The 21971-nt window shown below is 65.5% G+C and carries 17 protein-coding genes and 1 tRNA gene; 11 read left to right on the top strand and 7 right to left on the bottom strand.

Going from position 1 to position 21971, the window contains the following annotated elements:
• Positions 1-78: 78 nt before the first annotated feature.
• Together J6525_RS37200 and J6525_RS37205 are read left to right on the top strand one after the other, a co-directional pair.
• A complete protein-coding gene (locus tag J6525_RS37200) occupies positions 79-474 on the top strand; it encodes a helix-turn-helix domain-containing protein (protein WP_225648359.1) in 396 nt (131 codons plus the stop codon).
• Positions 471-1352 (top strand): DDE-type integrase/transposase/recombinase, encoded by an 882-nt coding sequence (locus tag J6525_RS37205; protein WP_312010031.1) that lies wholly within the window; start codon positions 471-473, stop codon positions 1350-1352. Before J6525_RS37200 ends, J6525_RS37205 begins: the two co-directional genes overlap by 4 nt.
• Before the next feature lie 32 nt (positions 1353-1384).
• On the opposite strand, the gene J6525_RS37210 is transcribed toward J6525_RS37205, so the two are convergent.
• Positions 1385-1459: transfer RNA gene (locus J6525_RS37210), tRNA-Val, on the bottom strand.
• 78 nt (positions 1460-1537) lie between these two features.
• Positions 1538-1897, bottom strand: coding sequence for a cell cycle two-component system response regulator CpdR (gene cpdR / locus J6525_RS37215; protein WP_016843340.1), 360 nt, complete (start codon positions 1895-1897; stop codon positions 1538-1540).
• A gap of 305 nt (positions 1898-2202) precedes the next feature.
• Between cpdR and J6525_RS37220 the strand changes: the two genes are divergently transcribed.
• The 3 genes from J6525_RS37220 to J6525_RS37230 all read left to right on the top strand — a co-directional run bounded on the left by J6525_RS37220 (position 2203) and on the right by J6525_RS37230 (position 5490).
• The gene (locus J6525_RS37220) at positions 2203-3090 is read left to right on the top strand and encodes an N-formylglutamate amidohydrolase (RefSeq protein WP_225648360.1); all 888 of its coding nucleotides are present in this window, start codon (positions 2203-2205) and stop codon (positions 3088-3090) included.
• Positions 3091-3659: 569 nt separating this feature from the next.
• Entirely contained in the window at positions 3660-4439 is a 780-nt protein-coding gene (hisN, locus tag J6525_RS37225) for a histidinol-phosphatase (RefSeq protein ID WP_225648361.1), read from the top strand.
• Positions 4440-4512: 73 nt separating this feature from the next.
• On the top strand, positions 4513-5490 hold the full coding sequence (locus J6525_RS37230; protein ID WP_225648362.1) for a tripartite tricarboxylate transporter substrate binding protein: 978 nt from the start codon (positions 4513-4515) through the stop codon (positions 5488-5490).
• Positions 5491-5498: 8 nt separating this feature from the next.
• Here J6525_RS37230 and J6525_RS37235 read toward each other — a convergent pair whose 3' ends face one another.
• Complete coding sequence (locus tag J6525_RS37235; protein ID WP_018269712.1) at positions 5499-6392, bottom strand: LysR family transcriptional regulator; 894 nt, start codon at positions 6390-6392, stop codon at positions 5499-5501.
• Between the two features lie 92 nt (positions 6393-6484).
• On the opposite strand from J6525_RS37235, the gene J6525_RS37240 reads away from it, so the two are divergent.
• Positions 6485-7237: a sulfite exporter TauE/SafE family protein gene (locus tag J6525_RS37240; protein ID WP_225648363.1), complete on the top strand. Its 753-nt coding sequence runs from the start codon at positions 6485-6487 to the stop codon at positions 7235-7237.
• A 30-nt stretch (positions 7238-7267) separates the two neighbouring features.
• Here the strand turns inward: J6525_RS37240 and J6525_RS37245 are convergent, their stop codons facing one another.
• Positions 7268-7903, bottom strand: a complete 636-nt coding sequence (locus J6525_RS37245) for a LysE family translocator (protein WP_225648364.1) — start codon at positions 7901-7903, stop codon at positions 7268-7270.
• A gap of 238 nt (positions 7904-8141) precedes the next feature.
• Between J6525_RS37245 and J6525_RS37250 the strand changes: the two genes are divergently transcribed.
• Together J6525_RS37250 and J6525_RS37255 are read left to right on the top strand one after the other, a co-directional pair.
• A complete protein-coding gene (locus J6525_RS37250) occupies positions 8142-9941 on the top strand; it encodes an adenylate/guanylate cyclase domain-containing protein (RefSeq protein ID WP_057016253.1) in 1800 nt (599 codons plus the stop codon).
• A 60-nt stretch (positions 9942-10001) separates the two neighbouring features.
• Positions 10002-10661, top strand: coding sequence for a hypothetical protein (locus J6525_RS37255; protein WP_225648365.1), 660 nt, complete (start codon positions 10002-10004; stop codon positions 10659-10661).
• 63 nt (positions 10662-10724) lie between these two features.
• Here J6525_RS37255 and J6525_RS37260 read toward each other — a convergent pair whose 3' ends face one another.
• Complete coding sequence (locus tag J6525_RS37260) at positions 10725-11672, bottom strand: alpha/beta fold hydrolase (protein WP_225648366.1); 948 nt, start codon at positions 11670-11672, stop codon at positions 10725-10727.
• 221 nt (positions 11673-11893) lie between these two features.
• Here J6525_RS37260 and J6525_RS37265 point away from each other — a divergent pair, with 221 nt between their 5' ends.
• Positions 11894-12370, top strand: coding sequence for an Hsp20 family protein (locus tag J6525_RS37265; RefSeq protein ID WP_028341344.1), 477 nt, complete (start codon positions 11894-11896; stop codon positions 12368-12370).
• Between the two features lie 81 nt (positions 12371-12451).
• Here the strand turns inward: J6525_RS37265 and J6525_RS37270 are convergent, their stop codons facing one another.
• Positions 12452-13303, bottom strand: coding sequence for a hypothetical protein (locus tag J6525_RS37270; protein WP_225648367.1), 852 nt, complete (start codon positions 13301-13303; stop codon positions 12452-12454).
• A gap of 470 nt (positions 13304-13773) precedes the next feature.
• Between J6525_RS37270 and gltB the strand changes: the two genes are divergently transcribed.
• Positions 13774-18510 carry a glutamate synthase large subunit gene (gltB, locus tag J6525_RS37275; RefSeq protein ID WP_225648368.1) on the top strand — a complete coding sequence of 1579 codons (4737 nt, stop codon included), beginning with the start codon at positions 13774-13776 and terminating at the stop codon, positions 18508-18510.
• 136 nt (positions 18511-18646) lie between these two features.
• Complete coding sequence (locus J6525_RS37280) at positions 18647-20104, top strand: glutamate synthase subunit beta (RefSeq protein ID WP_225648369.1); 1458 nt, start codon at positions 18647-18649, stop codon at positions 20102-20104.
• A gap of 176 nt (positions 20105-20280) precedes the next feature.
• Here J6525_RS37280 and J6525_RS37285 read toward each other — a convergent pair whose 3' ends face one another.
• Positions 20281-21969, bottom strand: coding sequence for an outer membrane beta-barrel protein (locus J6525_RS37285; protein WP_225648370.1), 1689 nt, complete (start codon positions 21967-21969; stop codon positions 20281-20283).
• Between the last annotated feature and the right edge of the window lie 2 nt (positions 21970-21971).

Consider the following 21971-nt stretch of genomic DNA (forward strand, 5'->3'; position numbering starts at 1 on the left):
GTGTTTGGTCCCTGCTGATTGGTTTGATGGAATCGGTGTAGAACGAGGCGTGGCCTTTGTCAGGGAGCACCTCGGGTCATGGAACTGAGCCTGCACGCGAACGCCACGACGACGCCGAAGACGCGCGCCTATATCCAGCGCAGCCGGAAGTCGGTTGCCGAATTGGCGACGGAACTGGGGGTCAGCGAGACCACGATCTATCGTTGGCGCGACCGCACGACGGTCGAAGATCGCTCGCACCGGCCGAAGAACCTGGTGACCAGCCTGTCGGCTGTCGAAGAAAGGGCGGTTTGCGAGCTGCGGACGTCGCTGCAGTTGCCGCGGGATGACATCGTCGAGGTGATGCAGCGATGCATCAATGCCAAGCTGTCCCGCAGCGCCATTCACCGCTGCCTGCAGCGCTCGCCAAGCCTGACAAACCCAAGGCCGGCATCTTCGAGACCGCCAGCATCGGCTTCATCCATATCGACGTGAAGTATCTGCCGTCCCTGCAGCGCCGCACCAGCTATGCCTTCGTCGCCATCGACCGCGCCACCCGCTACGTCTTTGTCGAGATCCATTCCAGGCGGGACGGGGCCACCGCGACCGGCTTCCTCGAGCGCTTCCTGGCCGACTTCCCGCACCAGGTTCACACCATCCTGACCGACAATGGCGCGGAGTTCACCGACCGCTTCGCTGTCGACAAGAAGAACAAGCCGCCCGGGAAACCTTCCGGCGACCACCCCTTTGATCGGCTCTGCCGACAGTGCGGCATCCAGCGTCGCCTGACCAAGCCTTACCACCCGCAGACCAACGGCCTCGTCGAACGCTTCAACGAAGCCATTGGCCGCGAACAAAAGCGCGGCAGCGCCCGGCGGACCTTCATCGACCATGCCGATCGCGACGCCTTCATCGCCAAGTTCGTCCACGACTACAACCGGACTCGCCTCAAATGCCTCGGCTACCAGGCCCCGATCCAGGCCGTTGCTAAACTCACGGGACTGAACACTTTCGCAGGGACGACTCGTGGAAAGAGCCGCGCGCTCTCACTCTCCTTGGTGTCATGCCCGTGCGTGGGGGCATCCACTATGCCGCGGCTTCTCGGTTCAAGCACCGGCGTCTCTGGAATACCGGACCACCCGCCTTCGCGAGTGATGACATCGAGAACTTGGAGCGATGGATTGCTTCGTCGCTTCGCTTCTCGCAATGACGGGTCGAGAGATTTATGGAGGTATCAAGAAACGGCTTGCCGAGCCGCAGCTCGCGGCCAAGGGCCCGCCTCCGCCCGTTGGGCTTCGGCGCCGGCGTCCGTCTTCGCTTTCACTACGTTCAAGCTACGCCGGACACGCTTCGACCTGAAGGTCTCCGCGTAGCTGCGCCACGCGAAGCCCGTCAGGGCGAAGCGTGGTGGGTGCGACAGGGATCGAACCTGTGACCCCTACCATGTCAAGGTAGTGCTCTCCCGCTGAGCTACGCACCCAAAGCGTATTTGGATCGGGTCCCTATAACGGACGGCGGCGGGGCAGGCAAGGATACAAAGTGAAGGTTTTTTGGCGAATCAGGCCGCCAGCAACTTGTTCACTTCGCTGACCAATTCCCTGAGGTGCACGGGCTTGGCCAGCACCTTGGCGTTTTTCGGCGCCTCCGAATCGGAATTGAGGGCCACCGCGGCAAAGCCGGTGATGAACATGATCTTGATATCGGGATCGAGTTCCGAGGCACGGCGCGCCAGCTCGATGCCGTCCATCTCGGGCATCACGATGTCGGTGAGCAGCATTTCGAACGGCTCCTCGCGCAGCCGCTGGTAGGCCGACATGCCGTTGTCGTGCGGCGAGACCTTGAAACCCGCGTTTTCGAGCGCCTTGACCAGGAAGCGGCGCATATCGGTGTCGTCTTCGGCGAGAAGTATTTTCGGCATGGCAGGAATCGTCGAATCCGGCTTGAGGAGCAGTCCGAACAGTAAGCCCGACAGACGGTAAATTTCGGGTGAAATTTGCGTCAAGCCAGCGGCAAATGCGCGCCACCCATTTGTGAACCGAACCGGACATCGAATCAACCGGGTGCCGCATTTGCTGCTTTTAAGACGCGTTCCAGCTGAAACCACACTCTTTTCACTTGGCAGAATGATCGCGATTACCGACAATGCGTGCCCATAAATCTCCGCTTTTCCGGCAGACTCAGTTGCTGCGGGGCGAGGCGGACGCAAGGGACGGCGCCAAGGGAATGACCGAATTTGCTGGCGAGTTGTCGCCCCCGTTCGAGATCGTTGAGCCGCAGGCCTGGCGCGCGCCGATCATCTTCAATTCCCCGCATTCGGGCTCGGTCTATCCGGCCGAATTCCTCGACGCGTCGCGAATCGATGTGGTGTCGCTGCGCCGCTCCGAAGACTCTTTCATGGACGAGCTGATCGCCGGCCTCAGCGATCGCGGCTTTCCGATCGTGCGGGTCAACTTCCCGCGCTCCTATGTCGACGTGAACCGCGAGCCCTACGAGCTCGACCCGCGCATGTTCACCGGGCGGCTGCCGAGCTTTGCCAATACGCGTTCGATGCGGGTGGCCGGCGGGCTCGGCACCATCCCGCGCGTGGTCGGCGACGGCCAGGAGATCTATCGCGAGCGGCTCGATGTCGACGATGCGCTGCGCCGGATCGAGGTGCTCTACAAGCCCTATCACCGCGCGCTGCGCCGGCTGATCAACAAGGCACACCAGGCGTTCGGCGCCGTGATCGTGGTCGACTGCCATTCGATGCCGTCGGTCGGCGTGTCGCGCGACGAGCCGCGCCGGCCCGACGTCGTGATCGGCGACCGCTACGGCACGAGCTGTGCGGCGCTATTGCCCGACCTCGTCGAGGAGATCATGAGCTCGCTCGGCTATTCGATCGGCCGCAACAAGCCCTATGCCGGTGGCTTCATCACCGAGCATTACGGCAATCCGGCGAGCGGCCTGCACACCGTGCAGATCGAGCTCAACCGCGCGGTCTATATGGATGAGCGCCGCCGCGAGCGCGGCCCGCGCTTCGCGCAGGTGGCCGCCGACTTTGCGACCCTGGCGGATGCGCTGGCGAAAATCCCGTTCGGCGATCTCGGCCCGTTCCAGGCGGCAGCGGAGTAATCAATCCTTCGTCGGGCACTGCGATCCCGACGAAGTCATGAACCAGGAATTCAAGTTGGCGGCGCGATAAGCGCAGAACTGGATTCTCAGTTCACTTGCGAAAACGACGGCCCAAGAAAAAAGGGCCGCTTGAATGAACAAGCGGCCCAAGTCTAGGGAGGAAACGCCCAAGGAGGGCAGCGATAGCGCGAGGCGCTACCGCACCGCAACAATATGCGACCGCGCTGCACAAAACGCAAGAACTTTCGAAACATTTCTTGGGTAATGTTGGAAAGTCTGGCGAAACTGCAACAGGCCGGCAGGAGCGGCTTTCCGTATGTAGGATCAATATCTTACAAGGAAAGCCCCGAGCGGTCGGCGCTTTGCGCATAGCTTGTATACCAGAATTCGCAACTTCGTGATCGAGGCCGGGACCCGGGGCGCTTTCGAATCCGAAGCCAAATCGAAAGTCCGGAACCGCGTCATCGGGCTGGATAACACTCCGTTAATCGTGCGCGCCGCGCCGGATTGAGCTAGGCAAGACCGCATCCGATTTCTACCGCGTCGTTTGCGCAGTTCAGGGACATGCCGTGACGGTCATCGACTTTACCGCCTTCATCGGCCGCCTTGCGACCGCATCCGGCGAAACCATCCTGCCCTTCTTCCGCACCTCGCTCTCGGTCGACAACAAGAGCTCGAACGATTTCGATCCGGTCACCGAGGCCGACCGGGCGGCGGAAGCCGTGATGCGGCGGCTGATCAAGTCGAACTTCCCCCAACACGGCATCGTCGGCGAGGAGTTCGGCAATGAGCGCGAGGACGCCGACTATGTCTGGGTGCTCGATCCGATCGACGGCACGAAATCCTTCATCGCCGGCTTTCCGATCTGGGGCACGCTGATCGCGCTGCTGCACAAAGGTACGCCGGTATTCGGCATGATGCACCAGCCCTATATCGGCGAGCGCTTCTCCGGCGACAACGGCTCGGCGCACTACTCCGGCCCGTCGGGTGAACGGCGGCTCTCGGTGCGGCGCTGCGCCTCGCTGAAGGAGGCGACCGTCTTCACCACGAGCCCGCTGCTGATGAATCCGGATGACCGCGCCCGCTTCGGCCGCATCGAGAACACAGCGCGCCTGTCGCGCTATGGCGGCGACTGCTACTCCTATTGCATGCTCGCCGCGGGTCATCTCGACCTCGTGGTCGAGACCGAGCTAAAGCCTTACGACATTGCCGGCCTGATCCCGATCATCACCGGCGCCGGCGGCGTCGTCACCACCTGGGACGGCAAGCCGGCGCAAAGCGGCGGCCGGATCATCGCGGCCGGCGACCCGCGCGTGCACGAAGCGGCGATGAAGCTGCTGAACGCCTGAGTTCCTGGCCTGATTCTTGAGTTGCCGGGCGCCTGATCTGCGCCCATCCTGACCGCAATCAGAAAAGTCAGGGATGGGCGACATGGCGATGCGCGGCAGGCTGTTGGCAGCCCTTCTCCTGCTTCTCGCGCCCGTCACGGCTTTCGCCCAGGATTTCCCGACCAAGCCGATCCGGCTGATCGTGCCGTTCCCGCCCGGCGGGCCGAACGACATCATCGCACGGGTGATCGGGCAGAAGGTCTCGGAGCTCGCGAGGCAACCCGTCATCGTCGACAACCGCGCCGGCCAGGGCGGCGTGCTCGGCACCGACGCAGTCGCGAAGGCGGCGCCCGACGGCTACACGGTGGCGATCGCGAGCGCGGGCGCGCTGGCGATCAGCCCCAGCATGGAGAGGGTCGCCTACGACACGCTGAAGGATCTCGCGCCGGTGACGCTGGTCGCGACCGTGCCGGAGATGCTGGTGGTCGCCGCCAACGTGCCGGCGAGGAACATGAACGAACTGGTCGCGCTCGCCAGGGCGCAGCCGGGCAAGCTCAACTTCGCCTCCTCCGGCCCCGGCAGCCTGCCGCATCTCGCCTGCGAATTGTTCAAGCTGACGGCCAAGATCGACATCGTGCACGTGCCCTATCGCGGCGCCGCGCCGGCGGTGAACGACCTGTTGGGTCAGCAGGTGCAGATGACCTTCCTCGACCTGCCGGTGATCCTGCCGCAGATCAAGGCGGGCGCGCTGCGGCCGATCGCGCTCGGTGGGCGCGAACGCGCGCCGACCGCACCCGACGTGCCGACCACCGCCGAGGCCGGCATGCCGGACCTGATCATCGAGAACTGGTACGGCATGGTCGCGCCCGCACGCACGCCGCCCGCGATCCTCGCCCGGCTGAACCAGCTCGCCACCGCGGCAATGGCCGATCCGATCGTCAAGCAGAAGCTCGCCGAGCAGGGTCTGACGCTGGCCGGTGACACGCCGGAGCATTTCCGCGACTTCATCGCCGCCGACATCAGGAAATGGGCGAAGGTGATCCAGGACGCCGGCGTGGTGACGACGAAATGAGCCAGCCGTCAGCGCTGCGCTTCGGCGCGCAGATAGTCCACAAGCTGCTTGGCCGCGCGCGGCAGCGCCTTGAAGCTGCGCGCGCAGATCGTCAGCCGGCGGTTGGCCCAGGCGTCGCGGATCCTAATCGTCGTGATCGGCATCGACGCCGCGCAGCGCCGCGCCGCGGTCTCCGGGATCACGGCGATGCCGACATCGGCGGCGACCATCTGGCAGATCGCATCGAAGCCGCGCAGGCGCGCGCGGAAGCGCAGCCGCGCACCGAGCTTTGCGGCGTGCCGCGAGATATGAACCTGCAGCGCGGACGTTGCCGTGAGCCCGACGAAATCACGGCCGACCACCTCCTGGAAGTCGATCTGGCGGCGGCCGCCGAGATCGCTGCGCCGCGACGCCACCAGCATCAGGCGGTCCTCGCTGAACAGGAACCGCTCGACGCTGTCGGGCAGCGCGTGTTCCGCGGCGAAGCCGAGATCGGCGGCGCCGCTGGCGATCGCGGTCGCGATATCGGTGCTCTCACGCTCCTCGACGTCGACGCTGATGTCGGGATGCTCGTGCAGGAAGGCCGCGAGCGCGCGCGGCAGATGCTCCGACAGGCCCGAGGTGTTGGCGAGCAGCAGCACGTTGGCGCGCACGCCGCTGGCATAGGCGGCGAGATCGCTTTGCAGCGCCTCGACATTGTGAATCACGATGCGGGCATGGCCGAGCAGGCTCTCGCCCGCTGCCGTCAGTTCGACGCCGCGGCGGCCGCGCTTGAGCAGTGCGACGCCGAGCGCCTCCTCGAGGCCCTTGATCCGCTCGCTGGCCGAAGCCAGCGCAAGGTTCGCGCGCGCCGCGCCCTGCGTGATGCTGCGCGCATCGGAGACCGCGATGAACAATTGCAAGTCGGTCAGGTCGAACCGCATGACGTTTCCCGCCCCATACCTTCGGACTACCCGAAGGCTAACTCCGTAACCTCCAGATTGTGCCGTTCGCATCGATCGGTCAATGTGCCGCCATGGTCGACCATCTCCTGATCTTCATCGCTTTCGCCTTCCTGCTCGGCGGCTTCGTCAAGGGGACGCTCGGCCTCGGCCTGCCGACGGTCGCGATGGGGCTGCTCGCAACCACGATGGCGCCGGGCCAGGCGATCGCGATCGTGATCGTGCCGGCGATCGTCACCAATATCTGGCAGACCTTCGTCGGCCCCTATCTGCGCGACATCCTCAAGCGGCTGTGGCCGCTGATGCTCGGCACCGTGGCCGGGATCTGGATCAATGCCGGGCTGCTGACCGGGCCATACGCGGCCTACGGCACCGTCGTGCTGGGCGTGCTGCTGGTGATCTACGCGATCGTCGGCCTGAGCAGGTTCAGCTTCAAGGTCGCGCAGCGCGACGAGAAATGGATCGGCGGCATCGTCGGCGTCATCACCGGGCTGATCTCGGCGGCGACCGGCGTTCAGGTCATCCCCTCGATGCCGTTCATGCAGGCGATCGGCATGGAGAAGGACGAACTGGTGCAGGCGCTCGGCGTGTTCTTCACCACTGCGACCGTGGCGCTCGCGTTCAACCTCACGGCATCGGGCCTGCTGACGGCAGCCACCGCACTGCCTGGCGCGGTCGCGATGGCGGCGTCGTTCACCGGCATGTTCATCGGCCAGGCGGTTCGCACACGGATGCACCCCGAGGTGTTCCGCCGCTGGTTCCTGATCGCGATGATCCTGCTCGGCATCTATCTCGCCGGCAGCGCACTGCTCAAGATCCACGGCTAGAGCGGCAAAGCCAGAGCGCCAAGGCGCGAGCTAGCGCGCCTCCAGCGTCGCGACGCGGACGCCGAGATAGATGAAGAGCGCGCCGAGCGAGCGGTTGATCCAGGCGATCACGCCGGCCGATTGCCTGATGCGGCCGGCAGCCCGCGCCGCGAAGGCCGCAAGACCAAGGCACCACAGCGTGCCGCCGGTGATGAAGATCAGCCCGAGCACCAGGAAGGCGAGCGTCTTGTGCGGCGAATCGGCCGCCACGAATTGCGGCAGGAAGGCCAGGAAGAACAGCGCCACCTTGGGGTTGAGGATATTGGTCAGCGCCCCCTGCCAGAACACGCGCGAGATCGAGGTCTCGCCGCCCTGCCCCGTGATGTCAGCGACTGGCTTGGCGCGCGCCAGCAGCATCTGCAGACCGGTCAGCACCAGATAGGCCGCGCCGACCAGCTTGACGGCCAGGAACGCGGTCGACGAGGCCATCAGCAGCGCCGACAGCCCGATCGCCGCACCCAGCACATGAACCAGGCAGCCGCAGCTGATTCCGATCGCCGCCGCGGCTCCGCCGCGCCATCCGAGCTGAATCGTGCGCCCGATGATATAAGCGGTATCCGGCCCCGGTGTGACGTTGAGCAGCAGGCCGGACAGGACAAACAGCCAAAGTTCGTGAATTCCCAGCATGGCAGTGAGATTAACCTATGGAAGTAACCGCCCGGAAAGGATGATCAGCCAGCCTGCGCCATCCCAGCGACACACGAATTCAGTAGAGAAACGACTGTACGATCCGTTGGTCGCATGCCAATTCCTGCTACTATGCATTATAGGTGCCTGCAAACCGGGCTTCCGCCGGACCCGGCCTGTCTTGTAAGTATCGGATTCGGTCACCTCGGCTAAGTGGCCATTCCAGGGCACAGGAGACATGGAAAGACGGCTCGCTGCCATTCTTTGCGCTGACATCGCCGGCTATTCCCGCATGATGGGTGCCGACGAGGCGGGGACGCATGCCTCGTTCAAGGCGCACCGCAGCGCGATTTACCCGATCATCCTCAATCATGGCGGCCGAATCGTCAAAAACACCGGCGATGGCTTCCTGCTGGAATTTCCGAGCATCATCGGCGCGATCGAGGCCGCCGTCGCGATGCAGACCCTGATGGCCGAGCGCAACGAACATCTGCCGGCCGACCGCGCCATGCACTTCCGGATGGGCGTCCACATGGGCGACGTCATGGCCGACGAGGACGAGGTGTTCGGCGACGACGTCAACATCGCGGTCCGTCTCGAGACGGTCGCAACGCCGGGCGGCATCGCGGTGTCGGACAAGGCCCGCACCGAAGCGGGACGGCGGCTTGCCGTCACCCTCGTTGACGCCGGCCCGCACCGCTTCAAGAACATCGCCGAGCCGGTCAATGTCTGGACCTGGGCGCCGGCCGGGTCCGATGCCCAGGAGCAGGTTCCGGACGACGGCCCGCATCTGCCGGGGCAATACCGGACCGCAATCGTCGGCGTGCTGCCGTTCGACAATCTCAGCGGCGGCGCCGACGAATATTTCTCGGACGGCCTGACCGAGGACCTGATCCACGCGCTGTCGCTGCAATCCTTCTATCGCGTGCTGAGCCGCAACTCGACCTTCGCCTACAAGGGCAAGAACGTCTCGACGCGGCTGATCGCGCGCGAGATCGACGCGACCTATCTGATCCAGGGTTCGGTACGGCGCGCCGGCAACAAGATCCGCGTCTCCGCCGAGCTGATCGCGCCCGAGAAAGGCGAGCAGCTGTGGACCGGCCGCTACGACCGCGACATGGGCGACCTGTTCGCGATGCAGGACGAGATCACCGCGAATCTCTCCGCCGCCGTCGCGCAGGAGATCTATCGCGCCGAGGCCTCGGCACCGGCGCGCTCGCCGAACGCCGAACTGACGGCGTGGGATCGCTTCCTGAAGGGGCTGTCGCACTATTACCAGCAGACCAAGGACGATTGCGAAACCGCGATCGCGCTGTTCAAGGAAGCGATCGAGCTCGACCCCGCGCTGTCGATCGCGCGCGCCTATCTGGCGCTGATCCAGATCCAGAGCATCCAGTTCGGCTGGATTCCGAGCACGCGCGAATTGTGGGCCTCGTCGGTCAGCCTGGCCGAGAGCAGCGTGCGGCTCGACCCGCGCTCCTCGTTCGCGTTTTCGCTGCTGGCCTATCTGCACGCGATGCAGGGCCATTACGAAGCCGCGATGGACGCCATCAAGCGGGCGATCGAGCTCAACCCCTACGACATGGGCGCGCGCGGCGTGCTGGGAATCTGCCACATGGTGATCGGCGATCATCGCAAGGCGGTCGATCTGTTCTCGACGGCGGTCCAGCGCGGCAACAGCGACCCGCGCTACCAATGGGCGGCGCTGAACGCATTCAGCCATTATCTACTCGGGCAATATGACGCGTCGCTGTCGTGGTCGCGCGAGGGGCTGTATCTGAACCCGAACCATCTGCAGTGCCTTGCGGTGCGCACCGCAGCGCTCGCCCAGCTCGGCCGCGCCGACGAGGCCGCGCAGGCGGCCGAGGCCCTGCTCGCCAACCATCCCGAGCTGACGGTCGAGCGTCACTTGCGCAATTTCCACTGGAAGAACCCGGCCGACATCGCGCATTATCGCGACGGCCTCTTGAAAGCCGGCCTGCCGTTCGGCAAACTCGCTCTGGTTGCGTCCACATCGAAATTCGCCGTCGACTCCTGAGCGAATTCATCCACCGGTAATGGATGCTTTTTAAGCTGACGCTTTTCAGGATGTGGTTTGATGTCCGATACGGCTGCAAGCAAGGCGCCCGCCCCGCAGATTTCCCCTGACAATCCCTGCCCGTTCCTGCGGGCGCTCGTCGCCGGCAACTATGTCGGCGGCCATATCGTGCCGCTGCCTGAACTGACCGGCACCATCGGGCGCGCAACCGGCAAGACCGGGTTCGAGGGATTCACCGCGCGGGCGAAGATCTTCATGGTGGCGCAGATCGCCAACGGCCTCGGTCCTTTCAGCCAGCTGCGCAGCCTGTTCCAGGGCGCCATTCTCGACGCGTTACGCAACGGCCCGCTCGACAAGCACGGCGCCGGCTCGCGCATCCTAGACCAGCACGCGGTGGTCCATGAGGACGAGATCGCGCGGCTCGCGACCTTCGGCAGCGACTACAAGGCACCCGACGGCAGCGTCGAACGCGGGCTGTCGGCCGCCGAGATCAAGACCTTCATGGCGGCGAACTTCCAGCGCGCCAAGGACGAGCATCCTCCGTCCTACGGCATCCTGCACTGCTACTATCCGCTCCTGATGCTCGGCGAGTGGCCGGTGCTGCTCGACATCATGGGCAAGGGCGAAGGCAAGAACCGCTATCTCAGCGTCGCCGAGGTCAGGACGCTGTTCGCGGACAAGCACTTTCCTGACCGGATCGTCGCGCTGCTACAGCGCTAGATTTTTGTTGGACGCGTTTTCTTCACGCGAACCGGTATCCGCTTCGCTCGAAAACGCCATGTTTCACTTGAACAGCGGCGTGCCCGGCACGAACGCGTCGAACGCCGCCCAGAATTGGCCGCGGTAGCGGTCCTGCTCCTGCAGGATTTCGTGCTTGGAGCCGGCGATCACGAGATGCGAGCCGGCGCGCAAGTGATAGGCGAACTCCTCGATCGCGGCCGTCGACACCACCTCGTCATTGCTCGCCGCCAGCATCAGGATCGGCTGGCGGATTTCGGACGGATACGACATGCCGCGGAAAGTGCGCATCGCGGTGAACGCGGTGTCGGCCCAGGCGATCGTCGGCGCCGCGATGCCGAGCGTCGGGTCTTCTTCCAGGATCGCCGCGTTGCGGGCATGGCGCACCGGATCGCTGGTGACGGGATTGCCGATGAAGGGCGCGAGGCCGACCAGTTCGTCGCTGCCGCCGGGAACATAGCGGCCGCCCTGCCCGGCCAGCCGCATGATCCGAAGCAGCGCGCTCGGGAAGAACGACACGCGGCGGCGCGGCAGGTCGATCATCGGCGCCGACAGCACCATGCGGTCGAACCAGCGCTTGCCGGCATGCGCGAGGCGCAGCATCACCGCGCCGCCCATCGAATGCGCCAGCGCGAAATAGGGCGGCGGGCAATCCGGCAGCACCACCTGCTGCACGAAGGTCTCGACGTCGACCTCGTAGTCGGCGAAGTCGCGCACATAGCCCTTGCGGGGATCGCGCAGCCGCCGCGACGAGTGGCCCTGTCCGCGCCAGTCGATCATCGCCACCGCAAAGCCGCGGTCGCGCAGATCACGCACGGTCTCGAAATATTTTTCGATCATCTCGCCGCGCCCGCCGAACACGCAGACCGTGCCCTTGCGGCCGGGCGGCGGCGCCCAGCGCGCAAAGCGCAGCTCGGCCCCCTCTGGTGTCTTGATGGTGCCACTGACAACGTCGTCCGGAACCGGGTTGGCGGGAATCGAGACGAGCGTCATGAAGGGGACCGGAGTGGTGAGACAGGGTGGAGATCAAGGACGCCGGCGCCGAAAAATGCGACGCGGTTTCCGCCTCTTGAACGCGACGTGACCCCTCCCATATCACCTCCGTGCAGGCCGCTACCAGTGCTTCGGAACCGAAACATCAGGCTGCACACATCTAAGCCCGGCCCGATGGCGGGCGGGTAACTGAAACAGTCGCTCAATGGAGGACTATTCCTATGCGTAGCTACGACCTCACTCCGTTCTATCGTTCCACCGTCGGCTTCGACCGCCTCTTCAACCTGCTCGATCAGGTCACCTCGGACGGCAGCCCCGGCTATCCCCCCTACAACATCGAGCGCACCGGCGAGAATGCTTACCGGATCAGCGTTGCGGTCTCCGGCTTCTCGCAGGCCGAGCTTTCGATCGTCGCGAAGGAGAACACGCTGACGATCAAGGGCGAGAAGACCGCCAACGAGAACTCCGGCAACGGCTCCGAAGTGCTCTATCGCGGCATCGCCTCCCGCGCCTTCGAGCGCGTCTTCCAGCTTGCCGACTTCGTCCAGGTGAAGAACGCTTCGCTCGAGAACGGTCTGCTCCACGTCGATCTCGTCCGCGAGATTCCCGAGGCCAAGAAGCCCCGCAGCATTCCGATCGGCGGCGGCGAGAAGGCTCCGCAGGTCGTTGACGGCTCGGCCGGCAAGGTCGCCGCCTGAGCAACAAACCCGCGTCAGCAGATATTGGCTGATCGCGAAAACGCCCCGGGAAACCGGGGCGTTTTTTGTTGCCGGTAACCGCTACTCCAATCCCTGCACCTTGGGCATTGCCTGGGTCGGCAGGATCGCGGGCGCGGGCGCCGGCGGCGGAGCACCCTGACCGACGGTCGGAGCCTCGGCTTGCTGGACCGGCTGCTGCGGCGCAGCCTGGGCCTCGGCCGGCTTCGGGGCTGGGGCCTGCTCGGCCGTCGCGGGTGCGGCTGCCTGAGCAGGCTGCGGCGTGGCCGCCTGCGGGACGGCGGCCTGGGCCGCCGGGGCCGGAGCCTGGGCTGCCGCCGGCGCTTGGGCAGCCGCCGGAGTCTGGATCGCCGGAGTCTGGATCGCCGGAACCTGCGCCGCCGGAACCTGGGCCTTGGCCCCCAGCGGGTTCCGCTTCGGCACCGGCACGCGGCTGGCAACATGCGGGATCGGGAGTGGCGGGCGCGGCACCCGGGCCTGGATCGGCCGCGGCATCGGCCCGACGGGACCGTCGGTCGCGCTCATTTCCTCTTCGTAATTGTCGCCGAGCCGGGAGGCCGGCGTGAAGCGGATGATGTGGCCGTCGCGGGCATCGATCACCAGCCGGCCGTCGTCGCCGCCCTGGTCGATCACCGAGATCGTGTAGACGAACCCGCGCTGCCGGGGCGCGCCAAGCGGCAGATAGCCGTTCTCGCGGAGCACGGTATAGACCTCGACCGGCGGCAACAGGCTCGGGACCCGGCCAAAGCGCGGCGGCGGCGGAACCTCGGGCATGGTGGCATAGGGCCCGTCCATGTCGGATACCCTGACCAGAAGCGGGCTGCCGATCCGGGCGGACGTCGCCAGCTGGGCCTCGGCCGAGGCTGCGCTGAGCGCGAGGGCGGCGGCAGCAACCGAACCTGTGAACAACTTCATCGCCGTAACTCCTGTCTGCCCCGCCCTGGAGCGTTTCCGCTCTCTTGCCGGCTTGCCCGGGGCAAAACTTCAGTTTCAAATTCGGCGGTCCTTGGTCCCTCCTTGGGCCAGATCACGGCGTGTTTGCTTCGAATCGGGGGCGCCACATGCCCGTCGAGCCGTTCGATCCGAGCATGCGGGCGAGGACTTCCTCGCGCTTGTGTGATAGACAAAAATTTGGCAAGGTCTAAGTTAGGACAGTAAAGCTGTCTCAATTTCGAGGCCATCCCGGCATAGGGATTGCAACGAGACCTCGGCGCCCCGAGCTCCGAGAATGCTGCAGGCAGGGCCGTCCCTCAGGGGACGTTGAAACGCCCGTCGTCTGAATTTAGGAAAATGCGGCTCGCGGCGGACGAGCGGTGGCCCGGTGGGTGCCGCAACGTCCAAGGTGCGCCAAATACGGTGGGGCCCTTACGAAAGGGAGAGGACACATGAGCGGGTCGGAATTCGAGCGCGAAAACATCGTGGCAGGAACGCTGTCGGCGACCGCGGACTCGAAAGCCGCCGAGCCCGCGCGTGAGTTGCATACTTGGCGCCCGGAAGCCGAAGGCCTGTTTGATCCGAGCCTGGAAAAGGATTCCTGCGGCGTCGGCTTCATCGCCAACATCAAGGGCCAGAAGTCGCACCAGATCGTCTCCGACGCGCTGAACATCCTGTGCAACCTCGAGCATCGGGGCGCCGTCGGCGCCGACCCGCGCGCCGGTGACGGCGCCGGCATCCTGGTGCAGATCCCGCACGCCTTCTTCGCGCGCAAGACCGCGGAGCTCGGCTTCAAGCTGCCGCAGCCCGGCGAATACGCCATCGGCGCGCTGTTCATGCCGCGCGATGCCGCGTGGCGGAACGTGATCAAGAGCATCGTCGCCGACGAGATCAAGAACGAGGGCTTCAAGCTGCTCGGCTGGCGCGACGTGCCCAGTGACAATTCATCGCTCGGCGTCACCGTGAAGCCGACCGAGCCCTACCACATGCAGGTCTTCATCGGCCGCAATGGTGCGGCCAAGACCGAGGACGATTTCGAGCGCCACCTCTACATCCTGCGCAAGTCGATCTCGCAGGCGATCTATCAGCGCCGCGACCGCGGCATGGCGGGCTACTATCCGTGCTCGCTGTCGTGCCGCACCGTGATCTACAAGGGCATGTTCCTCGCCGACCAGCTCGGCAAGTACTATCCCGACCTGCATGAGGCCGACTTCGACAGCGCGCTGGCGCTGGTGCATCAACGCTTCTCGACCAACACCTTCCCGACCTGGTCGCTGGCGCATCCGTACCGGATGATCGCCCATAACGGCGAGATCAACACGCTGCGCGGCAACGTCAACTGGATGGCGGCGCGGCAGGCTTCCGTGCATTCGGAGCTCTACGGCAAGGACATCAGCCGCCTGTGGCCGATCTCCTATGAAGGCCAGAGCGACACCGCCTGCTTCGACAACGCGCTCGAATTCCTGGTGCAGGGCGGGTACTCGCTGCCGCACGCCGTGATGATGATGATTCCGGAAGCGTGGGCCGGCAATCCCCTGATGGATGAGCAGCGCCGCGCGTTCTACGAATATCATGCCGCGCTGATGGAGCCGTGGGACGGCCCGGCCGCGATCGCCTTCACTGACGGCCGCAAGATCGGCGCGACGCTCGATCGCAACGGCCTGCGCCCGGCGCGCTACCTCGTCACCAAGGACGACCGCATCGTGATGGCGTCCGAAATGGGCGTGCTGAAGATTCCGGAGGACCAGATCGTCACCAAGTGGCGGCTGCAGCCCGGCAAGATGCTGCTCGTCGACCTCGAGCAGGGCCGCCTGATTCCCGACGACGAGATCAAGGCCGACCTCGCCAAGAGCCATCCCTACAGCGACTGGCTGCATCGCACCCAGATCCAGCTCGAGGAACTGCCGGATGCGCCGGCCAAGGGCGTGCGCTCCAACCTGCCGCTGCTCGATCGGCAGCAGGCGTTCGGCTACAGCCAGGAAGACATCGCGATCCTGATGACGCCGATGGCGGCCACCGGCGAGGAAGCCGCCGGCTCGATGGGCAACGACACGCCGATCTCGGCGCTGTCGGACAGGCCGAAGCAGCTGTTCACCTACTTCAAGCAGAACTTCGCGCAGGTGACGAACCCGCCGATCGATCCGATCCGCGAGGAAATCGTCATGAGCCTCGTCTCGATCATCGGGCCGCGGCCGAACCTGTTCGACCTGCAGGGCGTCGCCTCGACCAAGCGCCTCGAGGTGCGGCAGCCGATCCTGACCGACGCGGATCTGGAAAAGATCCGCTCGATCTCCGACGTCGCCGAGACCCACTTCAAGTCGCGCACGCTCGACACCACCTTCCACGCCGGGTTCGGTGCGGCAGGCATGGAGCAGGTGCTCGACGAGCTCTGCGCGCGCGCCGAGGGCGCGGTGCGCGAGGGCATCAACATCATCATCCTGTCGGACCGCATGACCGGCACCGACCGGATTCCGATCCCGTCGCTGCTGGCCTGCGCCGCCGTGCATCATCACCTGATCCGCACCGGCCTGCGCACCTCGGTCGGCCTCGTCGTGGAATCCGGTGAGCCGCGCGAGGTGCATCACTTCGCCTGCCTCGCCGGCTACGGCGCCGAAGCGATCAACCCCTATCTCGCGTTCGAAACCATCCTCGCGATGAAGGACCGGCTGCCCGGCGCGCTCGACGATTACGAGATCGTCAAGCGCTACATCAAGTCGATCGGCAAGGGCCTGCTCAAGGTGATGTCCAAGATGGGCATCTCGACCTACCAGTCCTATTGCGGCGCGCAGATCTTCGACGCGGTCGGCCTGAAGGCGGACTTCGTCGCCAAGTATTTCGCCGGCACCCACACAAGGATCGAGGGCGTCGGCCTCGGTGAGATCGCCGAGGAGACCGTGCGGCGCCACACCGACGCCTTCGGTGACGGCCAGATCTACAAGGGCGCGCTCGATGTCGGCGGCGAATATGCCTACCGCACCCGCGGCGAGGACCACGCCTGGACCGCGGAATCGGTCTCGACGCTGCAGCATGCCGTGCGCGGCAATTCGCAGGAGCGCTACCGGGCGTTCGCCAAGATCCTCAACGAGCAGTCCGAGCGTCTCTTGACGCTGCGCGGCCTGTTCCGGATCAAGAGCGCCGAGGACGACAAGCGCAAGCCGATCAAGCTCGAGGATGTCGAGCCGGCCAAGGACATCGTCAAGCGGTTCTCGACCGGCGCGATGTCGTTCGGCTCGATCTCGCGCGAGGCGCACACCACGCTCGCGATCGCGATGAACCGGATCGGCGGCAAGTCGAACACCGGCGAAGGCGGCGAGGAGTCCGATCGCTTCAAGCCGATGCCCAACGGCGACTCGATGCGCTCGGCGATCAAGCAGGTCGCCTCGGGCCGGTTCGGCGTGACGACGGAATACCTCGTCAACTCCGACATGATGCAGATCAAGATGGCGCAGGGCGCCAAGCCCGGCGAAGGCGGCCAGCTGCCCGGCCACAAGGTCGACGCGACGATCGCCCGCGTCCGGCATTCGACGCCGGGCGTCGGCCTGATCTCGCCGCCGCCGCATCACGACATCTACTCGATCGAAGACCTCGCTCAGCTGATCTACGACCTCAAGAACGTCAATCCGGACGGCCAGGTCTCGGTGAAGCTGGTGTCGGAGGTCGGCGTCGGCACGGTTGCCGCAGGCGTCGCCAAGGCGCGCGCCGACCATGTGACCATCGCGGGCTTCGAGGGCGGCACCGGTGCCTCGCCGCTGACCTCGATCAAGCATGCCGGCTCGCCGTGGGAGATCGGTCTTGCTGAGACCCATCAGACGCTGGTGCGCCAGCAGCTGCGCAGCCGCATAGCGGTCCAGGTCGACGGCGGCTTCCGCACCGGCCGTGACGTCGTGATCGGCGCGCTGCTCGGGGCCGACGAGTTCGGCTTCGCCACCGCCCCCCTGATCGCGGCGGGCTGCATCATGATGCGCAAGTGCCACCTCAACACCTGCCCGGTCGGCGTCGCGACCCAGGATCCGGTGCTGCGCAAGCGCTTCACCGGCCAGCCCGAGCACGTCATCAACTACTTCTTCTTCGTCGCCGAGGAAGTCCGCGAGATCATGGCGCAGCTCGGCTACAAGACGTTCGACGAGATGGTCGGCCAGGTCCAGATGCTGGACCAGACCGCGCTGGTCTCGCATTGGAAGGCCAAGGGCCTCGATTTCTCCAAGCTGTTCGTGCGGCAGAAGGAGGAGAAGGGCCAGACGATCTATCACTCGGAGAGCCAGAACCACCATCTGGAAGCCGTGCTCGACCGCCGGCTGATCGAGAAGGCGCAGGCCGCGCTCGATCGCGGCGCCCCGGTCAAGATCGAGGAAGAGATCAACAATACCGACCGCTCCGCCGGCGCGATGCTGTCGGGCGCGGTGGCCAAGATCTACGGCCATGCCGGCCTTCCGCTCGACACCATCCATGTCGGCCTGAAGGGCACGGCGGGACAGGCGTTCGGCGCCTGGCTCGCCAAGGGCGTCACCTTCGAGCTCGAGGGTGAAGGCAACGACTATGTCGGCAAGGGCCTCTCGGGCGGCTGCATCATCGTCAAGCCGCCGAAGATCTCCGGCATCGTGCCGGAAGAGTCGATCATCGTCGGCAACACCGTGATGTACGGCGCGATCGCGGGCGAGTGCTACTTCCGCGGCATCGCCGGCGAGCGCTTCGCGGTGCGCAACTCCGGCGCGGTCGCGGTCGTCGAAGGCGCCGGCGATCATTGCTGCGAATACATGACCGGCGGCATTGTCGTGGTGCTCGGCAAGACCGGGCGCAACTTCGCGGCCGGCATGTCCGGCGGCATCGCCTATGTGCTGGACGAGGCCGGCGACTTCGACAAGCTCTGCAATCTTTCGATGGTCGAGCTCGAGCCGGTGCTGTCGGAGGAGATGATCAACGCCGACACCTACCACCACTCCGGCGATCTCGAGGCGCATGGCCGGGTCGACGTGTTCCAGAACCTGCTCGACTCCGATGTGGAGCGGCTGCACGTCCTGATCACGCGTCACGCCAAGCTGACCGGTTCGAAGAAGGCGGCGGAGATCCTCGCCGACTGGAAGAGCTGGCTGCCGAAATTCCGCAAGGTGATGCCGGTCGAGTACCGCCGCGCGCTGAAGGAAATGAAGGCCAACGCCGACGCCGAGCCGAAGATCGCGATCGGCGCTTAGGGTTCATCACGCGTCATTCCGGGGCGCGCAAGGCGCGAACCCGGAATCTCGCAAGGCAACTTCAAGATTCCGGGTCCGCGCCTTCGGCGCAGCCCGGAATGACGGAACAACTGAGATGCAGGGGCATCGGGTTTCAATGGGTAAGATCACAGGTTTTCTCGAGATCGAGCGGCATGACCGCAAGTACGAGCCGGTCGCCGATCGGCTCAAGAACTTCAACGAGTTCGTCATTCCGCTGAGCGAGAAGGACACGCGCGACCAGGCCGCGCGCTGCATGAATTGCGGCATCCCCTATTGCCACGGCACCGGCTCGACCGCGCCGGGCACGCCGGGCTGCCCGGTCAACAACCAGATCCCCGATTTCAACGACCTCGTCTATCAGGGCAACTGGGAAGAAGCCTCGCGCAACCTGCACTCGACCAACAATTTCCCCGAGTTCACCGGCCGCATCTGCCCGGCGCCGTGCGAGGCGTCCTGCACGCTCAACATCGACGACAACCCGGTCACCATCAAGACCATCGAATGCGCGATCGTCGACCGCGCCTGGGACAATGGCTGGGTGAAGCCGGAGATCGCGGCGCAGAAGACCGGAAAGAAGGTCGCCGTGATCGGTTCGGGCCCCGCCGGCATGGCCGCCGCGCAGCAGCTCGCGCGGGCCGGCCACGAGGTGCATGTCTACGAGAAGTTCGCCAAGGCCGGCGGCCTGCTGCGCTACGGCATTCCCGACTTCAAGATGGAGAAGGGCATCATCGACCGCCGCGTGGCGCAGATGGAGGCCGAAGGCGTCACCTTCCATTACGGCAAGGCCGTCGGCGGCTCGACGCCCGGCGCGATCGATCCGCAGGAACTCGCCAAGCAGTATGACGCCGTGGCGCTGACCGGCGGCGCGGAAGCCCCGCGCGACCTGCCGATCCCCGGCCGCGAGCTTTCCGGCATCCACTTCGCGATGGACTTCCTGCCGCAGCAGAACCGCCGCGTCTCCGGCGAGCCGCTGAACGGCGCCGCCGACATTCTCGCCGGCGGCAAGCATGTCGTCGTGATCGGCGGCGGCGACACCGGCTCGGACTGCATCGGCACCTCGTTCCGGCAAGGCGCAACGTCGGTGACCCAGCTCGAGATCATGCCGGCGCCGCCCGAGCACGAGAACAAGGGCGTGACCTGGCCGAACTGGCCGCTGAAGATGCGGACGTCGTCGAGCCAGGCCGAAGGCGCGGTGCGCGAATACGCCGTGCTGACGACGAAGTTCGAAGGCGTCGACGGCAAGGTGACGAAACTGCATTGCGTCAAGGTCGACGATAAGTTCAAGCCGCTGCCTGGCACCGAGTTCACGCTCGACGCCGAGCTCGTGCTGCTGGCGATGGGCTTCGTCCATCCGGTGCACGAGGGCCTGCTCAAGACGCTCGGCGTCGAGCTCGACCAGCGCGGCAACGTCCGCGCCTCCCTGCACGACTACCAGACCTCGCGCGCGAAGATCTTCTCAGCCGGCGACATGCGCCGCGGCCAGTCGCTCGTGGTCTGGGCGATCCGAGAAGGCCGCCTGTGCGCGCGCTCGATCGACACCTTCCTGATGGGGAAGACGGACCTGCCAGGGTAAGCGCGTCAGCCGCCACGCCACTGCACCCACACACTGAACTGTCATCGCCCGCGAAAGCGGGCGATCCAGTATTCCAGAGACGTCAAGGCTTGAACGGACAGGCCGCGGCGTACTGGGTGCCCCGCCTTCGCGGAGCACGACACCTCATTTGAGATGCGACTCGCGCATCCTCACCGCTAATTCTGCACCCGCACGCCGAGCATCACCACCGTCGACGCCGAGCTCTGTCCCGGCTGATTCGAATCCAGCCAGTTCCGGCTCAGCGTGCCCTTGATCCAGAGGCTGCGGGTCAGCTTGTAGATCAGGTCGCCCGACAACACGTAGATCTTGTCGGTGCGGTTGTCGCCCTGGTAATCGAGCGTGCCGTAGGTGAATTTGCCGATGCCGGTCAGCCAGCGGCGGAAGTCGTGATCGACCTCGACGGTGTAGGTGCGCGACAGCACGCCCGAGGTGCCGGGCAGCGTGGTCTCGCCGATCTGGGTGTCGGAATAGAACTTTGCCGTGGTCAGCGGCGTCGCGGTCCAGGTCAGCGAGGCCGTGGTGAGCAGGCCTTCGAGTCGGCTAAGCCGCGGGTCGACATAGTCGCGCATGGCATAGCCGATCGAGATCTCACCGAACAACAGCCGGGTGAACTCGAACGATGTGCCGACCTTGGCATAACCGCCCGACGAATTGCGCGCGTAACCGTTGCGGTCGAGATAGAGATCATGGAAGCGGCTGTCGCCCTCGACTTCGACAAAGGGCTTCACGGCCGGATTGAGCTCATAGCTGACACGGCCGACGCCGCCGTATTGGGTGAAGTTGCGGTCGTCGTTCGACGAAGAGGTGCCGTCGGTGAGCTTCGACCATTGATAGTCGGTGCGGTCGACGGTGCCGCCGAGCGAGACCTGCATGCGGTTGAAATTCTGGTCGATGCCGAAGGTGCCGCCGACCGTGCTGTAGAGCGGATATCTGGCGAGGCCGGCCTGCACGTTCGGGCTGCCGGGATTGTCGGTCGAGACCAGCAGGCGGGCCTGCGCCGTGAGATGCGTGTATCTGGAGACGTCGAGCCGGCCGTCGACATGACCGGTGAAGTTCGGACGGTCGATGTCGAGCGGCGCCGACAGCGGGGTGCCGTTGGCGTTCGGCGTCAGCTCGGAGCCATAGCCGGTGAAGGAGCCGCGCAGATCCGCGACGACGGCGTGACGCTCCCAGTCGGAAACCGCGAGGAATTCCGGCGCGACCATGTAGAACGCCCTGCCCTGCGGCGAGTAGAGCCGGCCCGGATTGGTGTCGTAGCCGGCCATCACCTCGACCGCGGTCTTGACCATGAACGAGCCGGCGTAGTCGCCGACCGCGCCGAACGGATCGTCGTCGATCTTGAGCCGCTTGCGCGGCGGCTGGCCGACGATGGTGCCGGCCATCGCCGGCGGCAGCGGCGTCTTGTTGGCGGTCTCCGAGGGCGGCATCGATAGCCGCAGCTGCCCCGTGGCGTTCAATGGCGCCGGCGTCGGCTGCGGCGAGCCGGGTCCCGCCGGCGGCTTCGGTTTGGCCTGACCCGGATAGTATTTCGGCTTCTGGCGCTTGCGGTTGAGCGAGTCATAGCCCGACGTCGAGGCGCCGTTCGCCGCGGGGAGCCCGTAGGTCGGGACCTGCCCGATCCGCGTCGTCGATGTTGATGTCGATGAAGACGAGGAGGAACGGCGTTCGCGATCGGCGTCGGGCAGCCTCAGGCCGTTGAGCGGATCCATGGCGTCGGCCGTGGTCCGGCGCAGCGGCGAATCCTGCGTGATCACCTGACTCTGGCGATTGGGGCTGAACAGATCGGGCGTCACGGTCTGGGCCGCGGCGAACCCGGTGGTCACGGTCAGCGCCAAGACGGTCACGG

Source organism: Bradyrhizobium australafricanum, from assembly GCF_020329495.1.
GTDB classification, from domain to species: domain Bacteria; phylum Pseudomonadota; class Alphaproteobacteria; order Rhizobiales; family Xanthobacteraceae; genus Bradyrhizobium; species Bradyrhizobium australafricanum.